The organism is Brevundimonas balnearis, assembly GCF_042434805.1.
In the GTDB taxonomy this organism is placed as follows: domain Bacteria; phylum Pseudomonadota; class Alphaproteobacteria; order Caulobacterales; family Caulobacteraceae; genus Brevundimonas; species Brevundimonas balnearis.
In genome coordinates, this window is record NZ_JBHLSW010000015.1 from 57,022 (window position 1) to 75,965 (window position 18,944).

Here is an 18,944-nt window from a genome sequence, read left to right on the forward strand (position 1 = left end):
GGGGGGCGTATGCGCCGGGCCGCTTCGCGCGCCGCCGGACGGGGGGATGGCATCGGCCGCGCGATCAGGAAACACCCGTGGGCGACCCGGGTTCCGGGCCGACGAACGAAAAGATGAACGGCTCGCGGCGGCCGGACAGACTCCCTACCTTAACCGCTGGATCGGCGACGGAGCCCGGGATGCAGAGCGAACCCTTCGACTTCACCACCCCCGGCGGGCGCCATGTGCGGGCGCGGCTGGACAAGCCGGCGGGGCAGGCGAGGGCCTATGCGCTGTTCGCCCACTGCTTCACCTGCGGCAAGGACAATCTGGCGGCCACGCGGATCGCCCGCGCCCTGGCGGCGGAGGGCGTCGGCACGCTGAGGCTCGACTTCGCCGGACTGGGCGACATGGGCGCGGACCACATGCCGGAGGGCATCACCTCCGACGTGGACGACCTGATCGCGGCGGCGGATCACATGCGGGCGCAAGGATGCCCGGCGCAGCTGCTGGTCGGACACAGCCTGGGCGGTGCGGCCGCCATCGCCGCGGCGGGGCGGATCGAGGGTCTGAAGGCCGTGGCGGTGATCGCCGCCCCGTTCGACGCGGATCATGTGCTGAAACTGCTCGGCGACGGCGCCGCCAAGGTCGAGCACGACGAGGTGCACGAGGCCAAGGTGGCGGGCCGCACGATCCGGGTCACCGGCCGCTTCGCCGCCGATCTGAGGGCGCAGGATCAGGGCCGGCGGCTGGAGACCTTGAACCGGGCGCTGCTGGTGCTGCACTCGCCGCTGGACGAGGTCGTCAGCATCGACGAGGCGGCCAAGATCTTCGTCGCCGCGCGCCACCCCAAGAGCTTCGTCTCGCTGGACCGGGCCGATCACCTGCTGACCCGGGCCGAGGACGCGGCCTACGCCGCCAAGGTCGTGGCCGGCTGGGCGTCGCGCTATCTGGAGGATGTGAGCGTCGAGGCCCCGGACGCGCCGACGGACGGATCGGTGCGCGTGTCCGAAACCGGGGCGGGCAAGTTCCAGGTCAAGGTCGAGGCGGGCGGCGCGGTGCTGATGGCCGACGAGCCCGAGAGCGTGGGCGGCATGGGCTCGGGGCCGAACCCCTATGAGCTGGTGGCGGCGGGGCTGGGCGCCTGCACCGCCATGACGCTGAGGCTCTACGCCGAGCACAAGGGGCTGAAGCTGACCCGCACCTCGGTGGAGGTGCGCCACTCCAAGCGCAAGGGCGAAACGCCGCCGGACCTGTTCGAGCGGGCCCTGACCATCGAGGGCGAGCTGACCGAGGCGGAGCGGGCGCGCCTGCTGGAGATCGCCGACAAGTGCCCGGTGCACCGGACGCTGGAGGGCGGCTCGGCGATCCTCACCACGCTGGAGCCGCACATGGAAGCCGAGGGCGAGACCGCGCACTTCGACCAGATGGAAGGGGCGTGCGCGGAGTGAGGTGAATCGCTCCGCCCCCGTGCAAGGGGGGAGGGGGACCCCGCGCAGCATGGTGGAGGGGGCGAGTTCAAGCGCTGGTGGATGGGGTCGCCCCCTCCACCGCTTCGCGGTCCCCCTCCCCCGCGGGCGGGGGAGGAGTCTAAAGGCCGACGCCTCGTGTTCTGGCGAGAGCTGATCTGACGATGCGGTCGGCCACGCCGTCGGGGTCGCGGAGCACCTCAAGGGCGGGGATGCGCAGGATGGCGAAACCGAGGGTCATGATGGCTCGGTCCCTGGCGCGGTCGCGATTTTCAGCCTCTGCGGTCAGATGACTTTGCCCGTCGACCTCGATCACCAGCCGGGCTTCCACGCAGCAAAAGTCGGCGACGTAGGGATCTATCGGATGCTGTCGCCGGAATATCGGCTGGCCCGGCAGCCGCTTCCGGAGGCGGTTCCAGAGCATCGCCTCGGGCGGCGTCATGCGTCGCCGCAACTCCCGGGCGCGCTTCTGGGTCAGGACCTTCGACCGCATAAGGCAAAGTCGCTCGAACTCCTCCCCCGTGCAACGGGGGAGGGGGACCATGCGCAGCATGGTGGAGGGGGCGAGTTCAAGCGCCGGTGTCTGGAGTCGCCCCCACCACCCTCCTGCGCCCTTCGGGCTCCGGACGGTCCCCCTCCCCCGCAGGCGGGGGAGGAGTGGGCGCCGGCGCGGAGAAGGGATAAGCGGCGGTTGAACCGGAGACCCGACCCATGCATCTCGCCCGTTTTCCGCGCGTCCGACTGGCGCATCTGCCGACCCCGCTGGAGCTGGCGCCGCGTCTGTCCGAGGCGCTGGACGTGGAGGTCTGGATCAAGCGGGACGACGCCACCGGCCTGGCGGGCGGGGGCAACAAGACGCGCAAGCTCGAGTTCCTGCTGGGCGCCGCGCTTCAGGCCGAGGCCGACACCCTGGTGACGCAAGGGGCGACCCAGTCGAACCATGTGCGCCAGACCGCCGCGGCCGCGGCCGCCCACGGTCTCGACTGCCAGATCATCCTGGAGGACCGCACGGGCTTCACCTCGGACGACTATCGCGAGAACGGCAATGTGCTGCTGGACCGGCTGTTCGGCGCGTCGATCCGCACCGTGCCGGGCGGCTCGGACATGAACGCGGAGCTGGAGATCACGGCGGAACAGGTGCGGGCGCGGGGCGGGCGGCCCTATGTGATCCCTGGCGGGGGCTCCAACCCGATCGGAGCGCTGGGCTATGTCGACTGCGCCCGCGAAATCGCGGTCCAGGCCGACGAGCTGGACCTGAAGATCGACCGGATCGTCACCGCGACAGGCAGCGCCGGGACCCACGCGGGGCTGGTGGCCGGGCTGGCGGTCATGGGGGCGGACATTCCGGTGCTGGGGATCGGCGTGCGGGCGCCCAGGCCGAAGCAGGAGGAGAACGTCCTGAAGCTGGCGCGCGAGACCGCCGCCCTGCTGGGGCGGCCCGACGCGGTGACGGCGGACATGGTGGTCGCGGACTGCGACTACGTCGGCGAGGGTTACGGCTTCATCGACCAGGGGGTGATCGACGCCCTGACGCTGGCGGCGCGCACCGAAGGCGTCCTGCTGGACCCGGTCTATTCGGCCAAGGCGATGAAGGGGCTGGTCGCCCTGGCCAAGGCCGGACGGTTCGAGGGCGAACGGCTGGTGTTCCTGCACACCGGCGGGGCGCAGGGGATCGCGGGCTATCAGTCGCAGCTGACGGGCGTGCTGGCGTGAAGACGCTGGGGGTCCTTGGAGGGATGGGGCCGGCGGCGACGGTGGCCTTCCTGGCGCGGGTGCAGGCCCTGACCCCGGCGAAGGGCGACGCCGACCACATCCGGGTCGTCATGGACATGAACCCCCAGGTCCCGGACCGGAACATCCGCCCGGGCGACGCCGAGGCCGAGCTGGGCGCCATGGCGCGGCGGCTGGTCCAGGCGGGGGCCCAGGTGCTGGCCATGCCGTGCAACACCGCCCACGCCCAGGCGGCGGGGATCCGGGCGGCGGGGGTTCCCTTCATCGACATGATCGCGGCGACGGTGACGGCGGCCCAGGCGACGGGGGCCCAGGCGACGGGGGTCGGGGCGGTCGGGGTGCTGGCGACCGGCGGTGGGCGCGCGCTCTATGCGCCGGCGCTTCAGGCGGCGGGGATGCGGCCGGTGCTGCTGGAGGACGACGACCAGGCGCGGTTCATGGCGCTGATCTATGCGGTCAAGGCGGGCGACGTCGGCCCCGACCGGCGGGCGGAGATGAGGACGCTCGGTCAGCGGCTGCTGGCGGCCGGGGCGGGCGCCGTGGTGGCGGGATGCACGGAGGTTCCGCTGCTGCTGGACGAGGGCGACCTCGACGCGCCGCTGATCGACAGCGCCGAGGTGCTGGCCCGGGCCTGCGTGGAGATGTGCGGGTCGTGATGACTTCCTCCCCCTCCCCCGCAGGCGGGGGAGGAGATTGGCGTCAGTGCCCGCCGGCGGCCGCGCCGGCCTCGTAGCGCGCCTTGGTGCGGGCGGCGCCCAGGGCGAAGACGGTGAGCACCAGATAGCCGACCAGCGGCACGTAGAAGACCGGGTTCAGCGTCGCCGAGGCGTCCGCCACCATGCCGCCGATCCAGGGCAGGACCGCGCCGCCGACGATGGCGGTGCAGAGCAGGCCCGAGGTGGCCGGGGCCGGGGCGCCGGACCGCTCCAGCGTGATGGTGAAGATGGTCGGGAACATGATCGAGTTGAAGAAGCCGACCGCGATGGCGGCGTAGGCGGCGGTCTCGCCCGAGGTCTGGGTCACGACCAGGCAGAGGAGGGCGGCGATGGCGGTGTTGACGGTCAGCAGCACGCCGGCCCGCACGCGGGTGAGCAGCAGCGCGCCGATGAAACGGCCGACCATGGCGCCGCCCCAGTACAGGCTGACCATGCGGCCGGCGTCGGCCTCGGGCAGGCCCAGGATGCTGTCGCTGGCCAGGAAGTTGGTCAGCAGGCCGCCGATGGTCACCTCGGAACCGACGTAGGTGAAGATGGCGAGCGCCCCGAACAGGGCCCAGGGCGAGGTGAAGGCCTTGAGCGGCGAGGACACGCCCGCGTCCCCGGCCGAGGCGGCCGCGGCGTTGATCTTCTTGCGGGCGGTGAAGATGAAGACGGCGACGAGCGCGAACACGGCGCCGAGCCCGAGGAAGGCGAAGTCGATGCTGCGGAGCGACTCCTCGCGGGTCGCCGCCGTGACCACGGCCCCCGCCGCGAAGACCCCGCCGGTCAGCAGGATGCTGGAGCCCAGGTAGGGGCCGACGGTGGTGCCGAGCGAGTTGAAGAACTGGGAGAAGTTCAGCCGCGCGTGCGCACGCTTCGGCTCGCCCAGCGCCGCGACCAGGGGGTTGGCCGCCACCTGCAGCAGGGTCACGCCGGACGCGATGACGAACAGGGCGATCAGCACGCCGGGGTACCAGTCGACGATGGTGGCCACCGGCACGATCAGGCAGCCGAACACCATGACGACCAGCGCCGCGATGATCGATCGGCTGTAGCCCAGCCGACCGAGCAGGGCCGCGGCGGGCACCGACACCACCGCATAGGCGATGAACCAGGCGGACGCGGTCAGGGTGGCTTCCGCGAAGCTGAGGTCGAACACCCGCCTCACCGCCGCGATCAGGGGGTCGATCAGGGAGGTGGCGAAGCCCCAGGCGAAGAACAGGGTCGTCACATAGGCGAAGGCGAGCCCGGATCCCTTGACGGGCGGGGGCGGGGGCGGGGTGGGGGCGGCTTGGGTCATCAGGTCTCCCTGGCTCCGGCCGGGGGCCGGAACATGTGCGGTTATGGTCCGGCGACGGCCTTCGGCTGCGTTGAGCCGTCCTGAGGGGCCGCGTGTCTCGCCCGTTGCGGATCGGTGTCCGGTCGGTGCGGATCGTTGGGCGGACGTTGGCCTGAAGCGGCCGGGGCGCGCAATGAATTTCGGTTTCAGTGAGGCCGGCCGCAGGTCGGGCAGGGCGAAAGCGGCGCGCCGTAGAGCGCCTGGAGCGTCGCGGGCGTCAGGATCCCGGACGGGGCGCCCTCGACCGGGGCCGGGGTGAGCGCCAGAACCCGATCCTGCCGCGCGGCGAGCGAGAGGTCGTGGGTGGCCACGACCACGGCGCGGCCCTCCGCCGCCAGATCGTCCAGCGCCCCGGCGACGCGGGCGGCGTGGGCGGGATCCAGCGTGGCGGTCGGCTCGTCGGCCAGCACCAACGCGCCGTCCTGAACGAGGGTGCGGGCGATCAGCACCAGCTGGCGCTGGCCCGAGGACAGGCGATCGAACGGTCGCTCGGCGAGGTGGGCGACGCCGAGGCGGTCGAGCGCCGCGTCGGCGGCGGCGAGGTCGGCGCGGTCCAGGTCGGATGCGAAGCCGCGGCGGGCGGCGCGCCCGAGCGCGGTCATGCGGCGCGCGGTGAAGGGGGCCTCGACCTCTCCGGGCGGGGGCAGCAGCGCCACGGGGGCGGCGACCGAGAGGCGGCCGGAGACGGGCTTCAGCAGGCCCGCGAAGGTGTTCAGCAGGGTCGACTTGCCCGCGCCGTTGGGGCCGATCAGGGCGAGGCGGGCGCCGGGCATGAGGGTCAGGTCGAGGGACGGGAGCCTGAAGCCGCCACGGCCGGCGACCAGGCGTTCGGCGACGATCGCGCTCATGCGCGGCCCCGCTGTGTGGCGATGAACAGGGCGAGGAAGGCGGGGGCGCCGACGGCGGCGGTGAGCAGGCCCACGGGGATCTCCGCCGGGCCGAAGGCGCGCGCCAGCTGGCCGACCAGCACGGCGAGACACGCGCCCACCAGCGCGCTCATGGGCAGCAGGCGCGGCGCGCTGTCGCCGACGATCAGGCGCGCGGCGTGGGGCGCGATCAGGCCGATCCAGCCGACCAGTCCGGCGATGGACACCACCGCCGACGCCGTCAGGGTCGCGGCGCCCAGCGCGATCAGGCGCAAGGGACCGGCGCTGAGGCCCAGCGACCGCGCCTGGGCGTCCCCCAGCGACAGGGCGTCCAACCGGAAGCCGAGGAGGTTGAGGATCAGGGCGCCCAATCCCGCGAACATCAGGGCCACGGTCGCCTCGGACAGGGTGGCGCGGCCGAACGAGCCGAGCAGCCAGTAGGTGAGGGTCGGCAGCTGGCCATAGGGGTCCGCCACCAGCAGGATCAGGGCGACCAGCGCCGAGGCGAGCGCGCCCACGACGACCCCGCAGAGCACCAGCGTCAGCCTGGGCTCGGCCGAGCGAACCGCGCCGGCGGCGGCGAGCGCCAGGCCTCCCGCCACGAGTCCTCCGGCGAAGGCGGCGCCCTGGGTGAGGGCCGCGCCCAGCCCGGCGAGGATGGCGAGCGCCGCGCCCGCCGCCGCGCCGGAGGAGACGCCGAGCAGGTCCGGCGCCGCCAGGGGGTTCCTGAACAGGAGCTGGAGTGCGGCGCCGGCGGTGGCCAGTCCCGCGCCCGTCACGAGCGCCGTCAGCAGGCCCGGCAGACGCAGCGACAGGGCCAGCCGCGCGGTCTCGTCGCCGCCGCCGAGCGCCGCCGCGAGGAGGCGGTCGGGCGAGACCTGAAGCGGGCCGATCGACAGGGACAGGAGCGCGAGGACGACCAGGGCGGCCACGGCCAGCGGGCGGGCGAGAGCTCCCACCGGCTGGTTCAGGCGAAGACGCGCGGCAGGAGCGACAGCGTCTCCTCCGGCGTCGGACGGCGGTGGTAGAGCCGCTCGTGCAGCGCCGCGACGGTCTGGGCCAGCGCCGGATCTGGCGGACCCAGCGGATCGCGCGAGGCGAGCCAGGCCACACCCAGCAGGCGGTTGACCGAGGGCGGCTTGTCGATCCAGCCGAACGGCCGGTCGGGGAGCAGCACCAGCCGTCGCGGCGCGCCCGACCGGCGCCGGCGCCAGAAGGGATCGTTCGCGACGGCCTCGGCGAAGCGGGGGACCTGGGTGACGATGACCTCAGGGTCCCAGGCGGCGATCTGCTCGCGCGACACGCGGCCGAGGTTCTCGCCCCCCGTGGCGACGTTGGCCCAGCCGCCGGCCTGGAGCACCTGGGCCGCCAGGGCGTCGGGGAAGGCCGTCTCCAGCCCGTCGTCGCCGCGCGCCAGATAGTAGGACGGCCCCGAGCCGGGGCGCAGCGCGGCCAGCAGGGCCTCGGCGTCCTCGGCATAGCGGGCGGCGATCGCGTCGAGGCCCAGCGCCCGGCCCGCCTGGCGGAAGGCGTCGGGGGTGGCGGACAGGGCGCCGTCGATCAGGGTGTAGGGCACGTCCAGCTCGCGCCGGACGCGGGCGGCGAGCGCCTGATAGTCCGCGTCCAGATCGCCATAGTCGATGACGATGGCCGGGCGGGTCGCGGCGGCGGCCTCCACGCCGATGGGCGGACCGCCGGACGCCAGGGCACCGGTCTCGGGCCGGTCGGCGGACGGCGGCAGGAGGGCCAGCGCGTCGGGAGCCGGGCGGCGCGGCCAGCCGATCAGGCGCTCGGGGGCCAGGGCGAAGACCAGGAGCGCCGCCGGCTGGCCCGCGGCGAGAACCCCGCCCTCCACGACCGTCGGCTGTCGCCCGCAGGCGGCGAGCGGGGCCGTCAGCGAGGCGGCGGCGATCAGGAGCGCGCGACGGTCGAGCATGGCGGTGAAGCCTAGCCTTTTCAGCCGATCCGGACCACCTGGCGCACGGCGTGGCCGTCGGCGAGGCGGTCGAAGGCGGCGTTGAGATCCTGAAGGCCGATCATGTCCGAGATCAGCCGGTCGACCGGCAGGCGGCCGTCCTTGAACAGGCGCACGTAGCGGGGGATGTCGCGGCTGGGCACGCAGGTCCCGATGTAGGAGCCCTTCAGGGTGCGCTCCTCGGCCACCAGCGAGACGATATTGACCGCCAGCGCGGCGTCGGGCGGCGGCAGGCCGGCGGTGACGGTCAGGCCGCCGCGCCGGGTCATGCGCCAGGCGGCGTCCAGCGCACGGGCCGAGCCGGCCATCTCGACCGCGACCTCCGCCCCGCCGCCCGTCAGGGCGCGGACCTGGTCGATCGCATCGGCGTCGGCGGCGTTGACGGTCAGGACGGGTCCGAGGGTGCGGGCCAGCGCCAGCTTGTCCTCGCCGAGGTCCACGGCCACGACCGGGCTGGCCCCGGCGGCCAGCGCCCCCAGCACCGAGGCGAGGCCGACGCCGCCCAGCCCCACCACGACCACCGACTGGCCCGGGCGGACCTGGGCCGTGTTGACCACCGCGCCGACGCCCGTGAGCACCGCGCAGCCGAACAGGGCCGCGTGCTCGAACGGCAGGTCCGGGTCGATCGGAACCAGCGAGCGGCGCGACACCACCGCGTGCTCGGCGAAGACGGAACAGCCCAGGTGGTGGTTCAGAGACTGGTCGCCGTCGGCGATGCGGCGGCCGCCGGCGAGGAGTTCGCCCGCGCCGTTGGCCTTGGCGCCGGGCTCACACAGGGCCGGGCGTCCCTCGGCGCAGGGGGCGCAGGCGCCGCACGACGGCATGAAGACGGTGACGACGTGGTCGCCGACGCTCAGGTCGTCGACGCCGGCGCCCAGCGCCTGGACCACGCCCGCCGCCTCGTGGCCCAGCGCCATCGGCATGGGACGGGGCCGGTCGCCGTTGATGACCGAGAGGTCGGAGTGGCACAGGCCCGCGGCGCGGACGGCGATCAGCACCTCGCCGGGACCGGGCGGCTGGAGCGCGACCGTCGCCAGGCGAAGCGGGCGGCTGCCGGCATAGGGGCGGGGCGCGCCCATGGCGCTGAGGACGGCGGCGGTGGTCTTCATGCCCGGGAGCCTATTCGGCTGACGCGACGTCCGCCAAGATGGCCCGCATGAGCGACATCGACAGAAAGACCCGGGGCCGGCGCGAGGCCTATCGCGCGTTCCAGACGATCGACACGCGCTGGGCGGACAACGACGTCTATGGCCACGTCAACAACGTCGTCTACTACGCCTTCTTCGATACGGCGGTGAACCGGCTGCTGATCGCGCGCGGCGCGCTGGACATCCACGCGGGCGGGGTGATCGGCCTGGTGGTGGAGACCGGCTGCCGCTACCACGCCGCCGTCAGCTTCCCGGATCGGGTCACGGCGGGGATCCGGGTGGCGCGGCTGGGGACGACCAGCGTGCGTTACGAGATCGGCCTGTTCCGCGAGGACGAGGCCGAGGCGGCCGCCGAGGGCTTCTTCGTCCACGTCTATGTGGATCGGGAGACTCGGCGTCCGAGGCCCCTGCCGGACGCGCTGAAGGCGGCGTTGGCGGACTTGGCCTAGGTTTCCCGGACGCGGAGCGCCATCAGGGCGGCGACGCCGAAGGCGCCCGCGCCGATGACGAGCGCGAAGATCGCCTGGCCGTCGAAGAAGGACTTCAGCACCAGCCCCAGGATGGTGGCGGCGACGAGTTGGGGCACCACGATGAAGATGTTGAAGACCCCCATGTAGACGCCCATCTTCCGCGCCGGCAGGGCTCCGGACAGGATGGCGTAAGGCATCGACAGGATCGAGGCCCAGGCGAAGCCCACCCCGATCATCGGCAGCCACAGCAGCTGCGGATCCCGGATCAGGAAGATGCCCAGGAAGCCGAGCGCGCCGAGGATCAGGTTGATCGCGTGGGCGCCCTTGCGGCCCGTGCGGCGGGCCAGGACCGGGATCGCGAAAGCGGCCAGCGCGGCCACGCCGTTGTAGACGCCGAACAGCACGCCCACCCAGTCCGCGCCGGCGTTGTAGGCGGGCGAGGTGGTGTCGGTGGTCCCGTAGTGGACCGAGGTGACGGCGGCGGTCGTGTAGATCCACATCGAGAACAGGGCGAACCAGCTGAAGAACTGGACCACCGCCAGGTCGCGCATGGTGCGGGGCATGCGGAAGATGTCGTCCACGACCTCGGTCACGCCGTTGACGTTCTTGGCCGCGTGAAAGCCGCCGACCAGGATCTGCAGCACGCCGAAGGCGGCCACGAAGCCCGACAGGATGTAGAGCTCCTTCTCGATGCCGAAGGCCCAGACGCCGTAGAAGGCGGCGCCTCCGACCAGCAGCCAGATCAGGCCGCCCAGGACATAGCCGCGGGGCGTGCGGGCGGGCGCGGCGGCGTGCGGGACCGGCGCCGGCTCGCCGGCCAGCCTGGCCCGATGCGCCTCGAAGGCGTCGAGCTGCTCGGGGCTGTATTCGCGGGTCGACAGCACGGTCCAGAGGACGGCGGCGAACAGGCCCGCCGCGCCGACGTAGAAGGCGATGCGAACGCTGTCGGGCACGACGCCGTCGGGGGCGGTGGAGGCGACGTCGAAGACGTTGGACAAGAGCCACGGCAGGCAGGAGGCGAAAACGGCTCCGGCGCCGATGAAGAAGCTCTGCATGGCGAAGCCGGTGGTGCGCTGTTCCTCCGGCAGGTTGTCGCCGACGAAGGCGCGGAACGGCTCCATGGTGATGTTGATGGAGGCGTCCATGATCCAGAGCATCGCCGCGGCGAACCACAGGCTGGGCGAGTTCGGCATGGCGATCAGCGCAAGCGTCGTCAGGATCGCGCCGACCAGGAAGTAGGGACGGCGCCGGCCCAGGCGGTTGCTCCAGGTCTTGTCCGACATGTGGCCGATGATCGGCTGGACCAGCAGGCCCGTCAGCGGCGCGGCGATCCACAGGATGGCCAAGGACTCCACCTCGGCGCCCAGCGTCTGGAAGATGCGGCTAGTGTTGGCGTTCTGCAGGCCGAAGCCGATCTGGATGCCGAAGAAGCCGACGCACATGTTCCAGATGGCGAAGGGCGACAGGCGCGGGCGGGTCGTCAACAGCGGGGCGGCCGGGGTGGCGCTGGACATGGTCTCACTCCCTTGGGCTTCGCGGCCGGACTGTCGCCGGCCTTCGACTGTATACTGAAAAGAAAAAAGCCCCGGCTGCAAGAGCCGGGGCGGGAGGTTTTCTCAGGAGAGAACTCAGAAGCGGTAGTTCAGGCCGATCAGATAGGTCGAACCATAGACCTGGTAGTCGATCGGCTGGGTCTCGATGTTGTTGTTCAGGGTCACGAACTCTTCGTCGGTGAGGTTGTTGCCCTGCAGGATGATGGACAGGCCCTCGAGCGGACCCGACTGGAACTCGTAGCCGATCTGGGCGTCGACGATGTTCTCGTCGCCCACGGTGCGGAAGGCGCGGCCGTTGCCGAAGCCGGCGACCTCGCCCAGGAACTCCGACCGGTAGCGGTTCGAGACACGGGCCTGGAAGCCGTAGCGCTCGTAGTAGAGGGTCACGTTCGAGACTTCTTCGGACAGCCCCTCGATCGGCCGCGACGGATTGCCGGGCTCCGGCTGGATGTCCGAGGAGGTGTCCGAATAGCTGGCCACTACGCCGAAGCCTTCCAGCGGCTCCCAGAAGTCGCCGAGCTGGACCGACGCCGCGAGCTCGATGCCCTCGATCGTGCCGCCCGTGCCGTTCTGCGGCGAGTTGTAGGTGCCGAAGAAGGACGCCGGTTGAGCCGGCTGACCGGCGGGCACGGTGTACGGGAAGCCGGTGAAGTCCTGGATGACGTTCAGGTTGTAGATGTAGGTCAGCAGCTCCTTGTGGAAGCCCGCGATCGACACGTACGACCTGCGCGTGAAGTAGTGTTCGTACGAGACGTCGTACACATTGGCTTCCCACGGACGCAATTCCGGGTTGCCGCCGCCGCCGCTGAAGAAGGGGGCGTTGATGTCGGTGGAGTTGTAGTTGTTGGTGTCGAAGCCGTAGGTGCGGCTCGCGCGCATCTGATCCATCCGCGGACGGGCCTGCACCTTGGCGGCGCCGAAGCGCAGCACGTCGGACGGCGTCAGTTCGAAGATCAGGTTCAGGCTGGGCAGGAAGTCACGGTACTCCGCGCCGCCGGACGCCGGCGTCGAGGTGCCGTTGGCCTGGCTGGTGGCGGCGAAGCCGGTCGACGACTGGTCCACGTCGATGACCTGAAGGCCGGCGTTGCCCGAGAACGGGATCGAGCCGACCATGCCGTCGAAGTTCGCCTTGAAGAAGATGTTGATGACGTCTTCGGTCACGTTCCAGTTCTTGGAGACGACGTCGAAGTTGACGTTGCGGGCCAGGTCATAGGCGCCCGAGTCCAGCACGCACTGGGTGTCGTAGCTGATCATGCTGAAGCCGAGGAACCCGATGGTGGTCGGGTCCAGCAGACACTGGGTCGGAATGGCCACGTCCGTGGCGCCGCCCGCCGGGTTCAGGAAGAACTCGTCGGCGACGAAGCTCTTGTCGCGCGTGGTGAAGTTCACCCCCGCCTCGATCGACCGGATGAAGCCGGTGTTCAGCTCCTTCGTCGTGGCGAAGCGCACGGCCTCCAGCTCGTCGGTGGTGATCGGCGAGTTCAGATAGCCGGCCTGGATCTGCGAGCCGCCCCAGCCGCGCGGGTCGGTCAGCCGCATCAGGGTCGGATCGGTGTAGTCGAGCTGGGTGTCGAAGCTGGCCACGCCGCGGCTGTCGAGCGTGTAGGTGATGTTGTCGCGCGGACCGGCGAAGTTGTAGCCGTAGCCCGAGTAGGACTCGATCACCTGGTCGACACGGTCCACCTTGGAGCTGTTCAGGTCCAGCGAGATCGACCAGGTGTCCGACAGGTCGTACTCCAGGTTCAGGCCGAGCGACGTCGTTTCGGCGTCGCGGGTGTTCAGGTCGTTGCGGACCACGCCCCGGATGTTGTTGAACGTCGCCTGGGTCAGGACGCCGTCGGTCACCGTATAGCCCGGCTGGAGCTGTTCACCCCGGCCCGAGTCGCCCCACCAGAGCGGGATTTCGATCCCGCGCAGGATCTGGGTGTTCTGAAACTCCGAATAGAAGACGTCCGCCGTGGCGCGGAAACGGTCGGTCGGGGCCCATTCCACCACGCCCATGACGCCGGTGCGCTCGATCAGGCCCGACTGGGCGTAGGGCTTGGCGCCGCCCAGCACGAGGTTGCCGATGGCGCCGGCGTAGGGCGCCGGGTTGGCCGAGATGTAGCTCGGCCCGGCGTCCACGGTCGGGTAGCCCCAGGCGTTGTAGCGCTCGTTCTGATAGGGCGTCTCCATGTAGGCGAAGCCCAGGGCGACGCCGATGGTGTCGTCGGCGAACTGGTCGACGAAGGAGGCGCTGAAGCGGTGGCCGGTGTCCTCGGCGCCCGCGTTCAGCGAGCCGAGGTCGTTCCACTCATAGCGGTAGTTGATCGCGCCGGCGCGGCGGCCGTACTCCAGCGGACGGACGGTCTGGAGGTCGGCGGTGCCGGCCAGGCCCTGGGCGGCCAGCGCCGCGTCCGGGGTCTTGTAGACGATCACGCCGGACAGCAGCTCCGACGGGAACTGGTCGAACTCGACGCCCCGGTTGTCGCCCGTCGTGACCTGCTCGCGGCCGTTCAGAAGGGCGGTGGTGAAGTCCGGGCCGAGGCCGCGGATCGAGATCACCTGGGCGCGGCCGTCGATGCGCTGGGCCGCCAGGCCCGGCAGACGGGCCAGCGATTCGGCGATCGACTGGTCGGGAAGCTTGCCGAGATCCTCGGCGGAGATCACCTCGACGATCGAGGTCGCCTCGCGCTTCTCGGCGATCGCGTTCTCCAGCGAGGCCGCGATGCCGGTGATGACGATCTCTTCGACCTCGGTGGCGTCCTGCGGGTCCTGCGCGGACTGGGCCAGCGCGGGGGTGGCCCCGCAGATGGCGACAAGGGCGGCGCCGGCCAGCAGGCGGGCGCGCGTCGGGGTTCTCATGGCCTTCTCATCCTCCCTGGTGACCATCCGCCTTTTGGAATGCGGCAGGCCTATCACCGCAAAAGAACGCAAAAATCTGCGCAACTTGCAATGCGAAATCGTCAGCTCGTCATAAAGTCGCCGTGATCCGGTCACGGCGAGTTTCTGAAAACACGTTTGAAAACAGTAATATAGCAAAAATGACACAGCGGTAATCCGAAATTTGCCGGGTTGACAGCGCGGCCGGGCCTCCGCAAAACTTTGCAAAAGACGGCCGCAAGGCCGCGTTGTGGGAGGAGTTCGCATGTCCTTGAGTCGCGCTCGCCGCGTCCGCTTCGCCTCGGCCGCCGCCACGGCCGCGCTGGCGCTCGTCGCAACGGCCCCGGTCGCGGCCCAGGAGGCGTCGTTCCGCGAGCGCCTGCCCGAGGACGAGGTGGTCTATTTCGTCCTGCCGGACCGGTTCGAGAACGGCGACCCCGCGAACGACCGTGGCGGACTGACCGGCGACCGGCTCGTCACCGGCTTCGACCCCACCCACAAGGGCTTCTATCAGGGCGGCGACCTGGCCGGGCTGATCCGGCGGCTGGATTACATCCAGGGGCTGGGCGCCACGGCGATCTGGCTGGGGCCGATCTACAAGAACAAGCCGGTGCAGGGGGCACCCGGCGCCGAGTCCGCCGGCTATCACGGCTACTGGATCACCGACTTCACCCAGGTGGACCCGCACTTCGGCACGAACGCCGAGATGCAGGCCTTCGTCGACGCCGCCCACGCGCGCGGCATGAAGGTCTATCTGGACGTCATCACCAACCACACCGCCGACGTGATCCGTTACCGGGAGTGCTATCAGGCGCCCTGCGAATACCGGTCCCGCGCGGACTATCCGTACCAGACCCGGGGCGGGATCGACGGCGCGCCGATCAACCCGGGCTTCATGGGCGACGGCCCGGAGCATCAGACGGCCGAGAACTTCGCGCGGCTGACCGACCCGAACTTCGCCTACACGCCCTTCGTGCCGGAGGCCGAGGCCGAGGTGAAGGTCCCCGCCTGGCTGAACGATCCGATCCTGTATCACAACCGGGGCGACAGCGACTGGCGCGGGCCCGAGACGGTGACGATGGGCGACTTCGCCGGCCTGGACGACCTGATGACCGAGAACCCGCGCGTGGTTCAGGGCTTCATCGACATCTTCGGCGGGTGGATCGACCGGTTCGGGATCGACGGCTTCCGCATCGACACCGCCAAGCACGTGAACCCGGAGTTCTGGCAGGCCTTCGTGCCGGCGATGCAGGAGCGGGCGCGGGCGCGCGGCGTCGAGAACTTCCAGATCTTCGGCGAGGTCTATGAGTTCCAGCCCGGCGCCCTGGCGCGCTTCACGCGGGTGGATCGCTACCCCTCGGTGCTGGACTTCGCCTTCCAGGGGGCGGCGGTCGAGGTGTTCGGCAAGGGGGCCGGCACCGATGTGCTGGAGCGGCTGTACTTCCAGGATCCGGTCTATGCGGGCGGGGCCGAGGCGGCGCGGCGGCTGCAGACCTTCCTGGGCAACCACGACATGGGCCGCTTCGCCCGCTTCGTGCGCGAGGCGCAGCCGGACGCGAGCCCCGAGGAGATCCAGCGGCGGGTGGAGCTGGCCCATGTGCTGCTCATGACCGGGCGCGGCTCGCCGGTGATCTACTATGGCGACGAGCAGGGCTTCGCCGGCGACGGCGGCGACCAGGACGCGCGCGAGACCATGTTCCCGAGCCGCGTCGCCTCCTACAACGACAACACCCTCGTGGGCTCCGACGCCACTCCGGCCGAGGAGAACTTCGACACCGGGGCGCCGCTCTACCGGCTGATCGCGGAACTGGCGGCGGTGCGCCGGTCGGAGCCGGCGCTGGCGCGCGGCGACCAGGTGGTGCGGGCCTCCAGCGCCGAGGCCGGCGTGTTCGCCTTCTCCCGCCGCCTGGACGGGGTCGAGACGCTGGTGGTGCTGAACACCGCCGAAACCCCCTTCGAGGGCGCGATCGAAGTTGACGTGGGGTCCGAAAGCTGGCGTTCGCTGGCGGGGGCCTGCGCGCCGGCCGCCCAGGCCCGCGGGAGCGTGCACGTGCGCCTGGGACCGCTCGACTACATCATCTGCACCACGCGAGACGCCGCTTGACCTCCGCCGCCCTCATCTCACGTCCCGAGCCGGCGCCCGCGGCCGAGGCCGCGCCCGACGCCTGGTGGAAGGGCGCGGTCATCTATCAGGTGTATCCGCGCAGCTTCGCGGACTCCGACGACGACGGCGTCGGCGATCTGAAGGGCATCACCGCGCGGCTCGAGCATATCGCCTCGCTGGGCGTGGACGGGGTGTGGATCTCGCCCTTCTTCACCTCGCCGATGCGGGACTTCGGCTATGACGTGGCCGACTATTGCGACGTCGATCCGATCTTCGGCACGCTCGAGGACTTCGACGCGCTGGTGGCGCGGGCCCACGCGCTGGGGCTGAAAGTCATCATCGACCAGGTCTACTGCCACACCTCGGACCAGCACGCCTGGTTCGAGGAAAGCCGCCAGAGCCGCGACAACCCCAAGGCCGACTGGTACGTCTGGGCCGACGCCAAGCCGGACGGCTCGCCGCCGTCGAACTGGCAGTCCGTGTTCGGAGGACCGGCCTGGACCTGGGACGCGCGGCGCGGCCAGTACTACATGCACAACTTCCTGCCGGAGCAGCCGCAGCTGAACCTGCACCATCCGGAGGTGCAGCAGGCCACGCTGGACGCGGCGCGGTTCTGGCTCGACCGGGGGGTCGACGGCTTCCGGCTGGACGCGATCAATTTCGCCATGCACGACCCGGCGCTCACCGACAATCCGCCGGCGACCAAGCCGGGCAAGCGCACGCGGCCGTTCGACTTCCAGCAGCACGTCTACAACCAGAGCCACGCGGACATCCCGGCCTATCTGACGCGCATCCGCGCGCTGATGGACTCCTACGGCGACCGCTTCACCGTCGCCGAGGTGGGCGGCGACGACGCCGACCGCGAGATGAAGCTGTTCACCGAAGGCGGCGACCGGCTGAACAGCGCCTACGGCTTCCTTTATCTGTATGCGGAGAAACTGACGGCTGACCTGCTGCACCAGGCCGAGGCGATGTGGCCGGGGCATCAGGGCGAGGGCTGGCCCTCGTGGACCTTCTCCAACCACGACGCGCCGCGCGCGGTGTCGCGCTGGGCCGCCGAGGCCGATCGCAAGGCGTTCGCCGAGATGGCGATGCTGCTGCTCATGTGCATGCGCGGCAACGCCTTCGTCTATCAGGGCGAGGAGCTGGGCCTGCCGCAGGCGCATGTGCCGTTCGAGCGGCTGGTGGACCCGGAGGCGATCGCCAACTGGCCCCAGACCCTGGGCCGGGACGGCGCGCGCACGCCGATGCCGTGGAAGGCCGAGCGGCCGCACGCGGGCTTCTCCACCGTGGAGCCGTGGCTGCCCGTCGATCCGCGCCATCCGCCGCTGGCGGTGGAGGCGCAGGAGGCCGACCCGGGCTCGACCCTGAACGCCACACGCCGGGCGATCCGGCTGCGTCGCGAGCTGCCGGCGCTGCGCACCGGGACCCTGACGCCGCGCGAGGTCGAGCCGCCGCTGGTGGTGTTCGAGCGCGGCGTGGGCGAGGGGCGGGTGCTGTGCGTCTTCAACCTCGGGCCCGAGCCGGTCGCCTTCGCCGCCGAGCCCGGCTGGCGGCGGGTGGCCGAGGCGAACATGACGGGCGCGCGGCCCGGCGTGGTGCCAGGCTACGGCGCCTATGTGGCGGTCCCGGGGTGAGGGCGTCGCCCTCAGCCCCCGCAGCTCTCGCGGACGATCAGGTCCGTGGCCACGCGCTCGGAGCGCATGGCGCCCTCGCCCTGATGGTCCAGCAGCTTGGAGACGAGCAGCCGGCCGGCGCGGGCGGTGTCCTGGGCGATGGTCGACAGGGCCGGGCCCGAATAGCGGGCGAAGGGCACGTTGTCGTAGCCGATGACCGAGACGTCCGTGGGCACCGATCGGCCGCCCCGACGCAGCGCCCGGATGGCGCCGAGGGCGATGAGGTCGGAGGCGGCGACCACGCCGTCGAACTCCACGCCGCGGCGGATCAGGGACTCCACCGAGGCCTCGGCGCTCTCGACCTCGAAATGGGCGTCGACGATCAGGGCCGGGTCGACCTTCAGGCCGGACTGGATCAGGCCGTCGATATAGCCCCGGCGACGCTGGTCGGCCTCGGGCGCCTCGGTGTCCCCCAGGAAGACGATGCGCTCGCGCCCCAGACGGGCCAGGTGCAGGGTGGCCCGGCGGCCGCCGAGCAGATTGTCCGAGCCGACGCAGCAGTAGCGCTGGTCCGGCAGCTGGGCGCCCCAGACGGCGAAGCGGTCCTCGACCTCGGCCAGGCGGTTGAAGTCGTCGTGCAGGTGGCTCTGGCCCAGGAAGATGACGCCGTCGGCCCGGTTGGTGGACATCACCTGGCGCAGGTCGTCGTAGCTGTCCGGGGAGACGTGGCTGACGAGGAAGTCGCAGTCCCTCTGGCGCGCCGCGTCGCCGACGCCGGCGAACAGCTCCAGGAAGAACGGGTCCGAGAGCCAGTAGTTGTCCCGGCCCTGGGGGCGCGGCACGATGATGGCGATGGTGGCGTCGGCGCCCACCGGCCCGGCCGGCATGTAGCGGCGGAACGGGTAGTCGTGCTCGCGCGCCAGCTGCCAGATGCGCTGCTTGGTCTGGGCGTTGATCGACGGGCTGTCGTTCAGCGCGCGCGACACCGTGGAGATCGACAGGCCCGCCAGCCTGGCCAGATCCTCGAGGCGCGTCTTGCGGCTCACCGGTCCCCCGTGGCGGCGCGGCGCGGCCGATCCGCGCAAAATTTGCCGCAAAACTTTCCGTCACAGGTCGCAGGGATTCCGCCGATTT

Annotated in this window: 15 protein-coding genes; 6 read left to right on the forward strand and 9 right to left on the reverse strand. The window is 71.2% G+C overall.

Annotated features, from left to right (window positions below):
* Nucleotides 1–179 precede the first annotated feature (179 nt).
* Complete coding sequence (locus ACFFGE_RS13175; protein WP_376836905.1) at nucleotides 180–1,430, forward strand: bifunctional alpha/beta hydrolase/OsmC family protein; 1,251 nt, start codon at nucleotides 180–182, stop codon at nucleotides 1,428–1,430.
* Nucleotides 1,431–1,569: 139 nt separating this feature from the next.
* Here the strand turns inward: ACFFGE_RS13175 and ACFFGE_RS13180 are convergent, their stop codons facing one another.
* On the reverse strand, nucleotides 1,570–1,890 hold the full coding sequence (locus ACFFGE_RS13180) for an endonuclease domain-containing protein (RefSeq protein ID WP_376836906.1): 321 nt from the start codon (nucleotides 1,888–1,890) through the stop codon (nucleotides 1,570–1,572).
* Nucleotides 1,891–2,159: 269 nt separating this feature from the next.
* On the opposite strand from ACFFGE_RS13180, the gene cuyA reads away from it, so the two are divergent.
* A complete protein-coding gene (gene cuyA / locus ACFFGE_RS13185) occupies nucleotides 2,160–3,161 on the forward strand; it encodes a D-cysteate sulfo-lyase (protein WP_376836907.1) in 1,002 nt (333 codons plus the stop codon).
* Nucleotides 3,158–3,835, forward strand: a complete 678-nt coding sequence (gene cuyB, locus ACFFGE_RS13190) for a cysteate racemase (protein ID WP_376836908.1) — start codon at nucleotides 3,158–3,160, stop codon at nucleotides 3,833–3,835. The genes cuyA and cuyB overlap by 4 nt, the downstream gene beginning before the upstream one ends.
* Before the next feature lie 43 nt (nucleotides 3,836–3,878).
* Here the strand turns inward: cuyB and ACFFGE_RS13195 are convergent, their stop codons facing one another.
* From ACFFGE_RS13195 to ACFFGE_RS13215, 5 genes are all read right to left on the reverse strand, one after another.
* A complete protein-coding gene (locus ACFFGE_RS13195) occupies nucleotides 3,879–5,177 on the reverse strand; it encodes a sugar MFS transporter (protein ID WP_376836909.1) in 1,299 nt (432 codons plus the stop codon).
* Nucleotides 5,178–5,362: 185 nt separating this feature from the next.
* The gene (locus ACFFGE_RS13200) at nucleotides 5,363–6,064 is read right to left on the reverse strand and encodes an ABC transporter ATP-binding protein (protein WP_376836910.1); all 702 of its coding nucleotides are present in this window, start codon (nucleotides 6,062–6,064) and stop codon (nucleotides 5,363–5,365) included.
* Nucleotides 6,061–7,041 (reverse strand): FecCD family ABC transporter permease, encoded by a 981-nt coding sequence (locus ACFFGE_RS13205; RefSeq protein ID WP_376836911.1) that lies wholly within the window; start codon nucleotides 7,039–7,041, stop codon nucleotides 6,061–6,063. The genes ACFFGE_RS13200 and ACFFGE_RS13205 overlap by 4 nt, the downstream gene beginning before the upstream one ends.
* A gap of 8 nt (nucleotides 7,042–7,049) precedes the next feature.
* Nucleotides 7,050–8,018, reverse strand: coding sequence for a TroA family protein (locus ACFFGE_RS13210; RefSeq protein ID WP_376836912.1), 969 nt, complete (start codon nucleotides 8,016–8,018; stop codon nucleotides 7,050–7,052).
* A gap of 20 nt (nucleotides 8,019–8,038) precedes the next feature.
* Nucleotides 8,039–9,166, reverse strand: a complete 1,128-nt coding sequence (locus tag ACFFGE_RS13215; RefSeq protein ID WP_376836913.1) for a zinc-dependent alcohol dehydrogenase family protein — start codon at nucleotides 9,164–9,166, stop codon at nucleotides 8,039–8,041.
* 47 nt (nucleotides 9,167–9,213) lie between these two features.
* On the opposite strand from ACFFGE_RS13215, the gene ACFFGE_RS13220 reads away from it, so the two are divergent.
* On the forward strand, nucleotides 9,214–9,654 hold the full coding sequence (locus tag ACFFGE_RS13220) for an acyl-CoA thioesterase (protein WP_376836914.1): 441 nt from the start codon (nucleotides 9,214–9,216) through the stop codon (nucleotides 9,652–9,654).
* Here ACFFGE_RS13220 and ACFFGE_RS13225 read toward each other — a convergent pair.
* Nucleotides 9,651–11,189 (reverse strand): MFS transporter, encoded by a 1,539-nt coding sequence (locus tag ACFFGE_RS13225; RefSeq protein ID WP_376836915.1) that lies wholly within the window; start codon nucleotides 11,187–11,189, stop codon nucleotides 9,651–9,653. The two genes, ACFFGE_RS13220 and ACFFGE_RS13225, sit on opposite strands and share 4 nt — an antisense overlap.
* A gap of 114 nt (nucleotides 11,190–11,303) precedes the next feature.
* A complete protein-coding gene (locus ACFFGE_RS13230; protein WP_376836916.1) occupies nucleotides 11,304–14,072 on the reverse strand; it encodes a TonB-dependent receptor in 2,769 nt (922 codons plus the stop codon).
* 283 nt (nucleotides 14,073–14,355) lie between these two features.
* Between ACFFGE_RS13230 and ACFFGE_RS13235 the strand changes: the two genes are divergently transcribed.
* Nucleotides 14,356–16,194 (forward strand): alpha-amylase family glycosyl hydrolase, encoded by a 1,839-nt coding sequence (locus ACFFGE_RS13235; RefSeq protein ID WP_376836918.1) that lies wholly within the window; start codon nucleotides 14,356–14,358, stop codon nucleotides 16,192–16,194.
* 14 nt (nucleotides 16,195–16,208) lie between these two features.
* Nucleotides 16,209–17,831, forward strand: a complete 1,623-nt coding sequence (locus ACFFGE_RS13240) for an alpha-amylase family glycosyl hydrolase (RefSeq protein ID WP_376837070.1) — start codon at nucleotides 16,209–16,211, stop codon at nucleotides 17,829–17,831.
* Between the two features lie 11 nt (nucleotides 17,832–17,842).
* On the opposite strand, the gene ACFFGE_RS13245 is transcribed toward ACFFGE_RS13240, so the two are convergent.
* A complete protein-coding gene (locus ACFFGE_RS13245; RefSeq protein ID WP_376836919.1) occupies nucleotides 17,843–18,856 on the reverse strand; it encodes a LacI family DNA-binding transcriptional regulator in 1,014 nt (337 codons plus the stop codon).
* Between the last annotated feature and the right edge of the window lie 88 nt (nucleotides 18,857–18,944).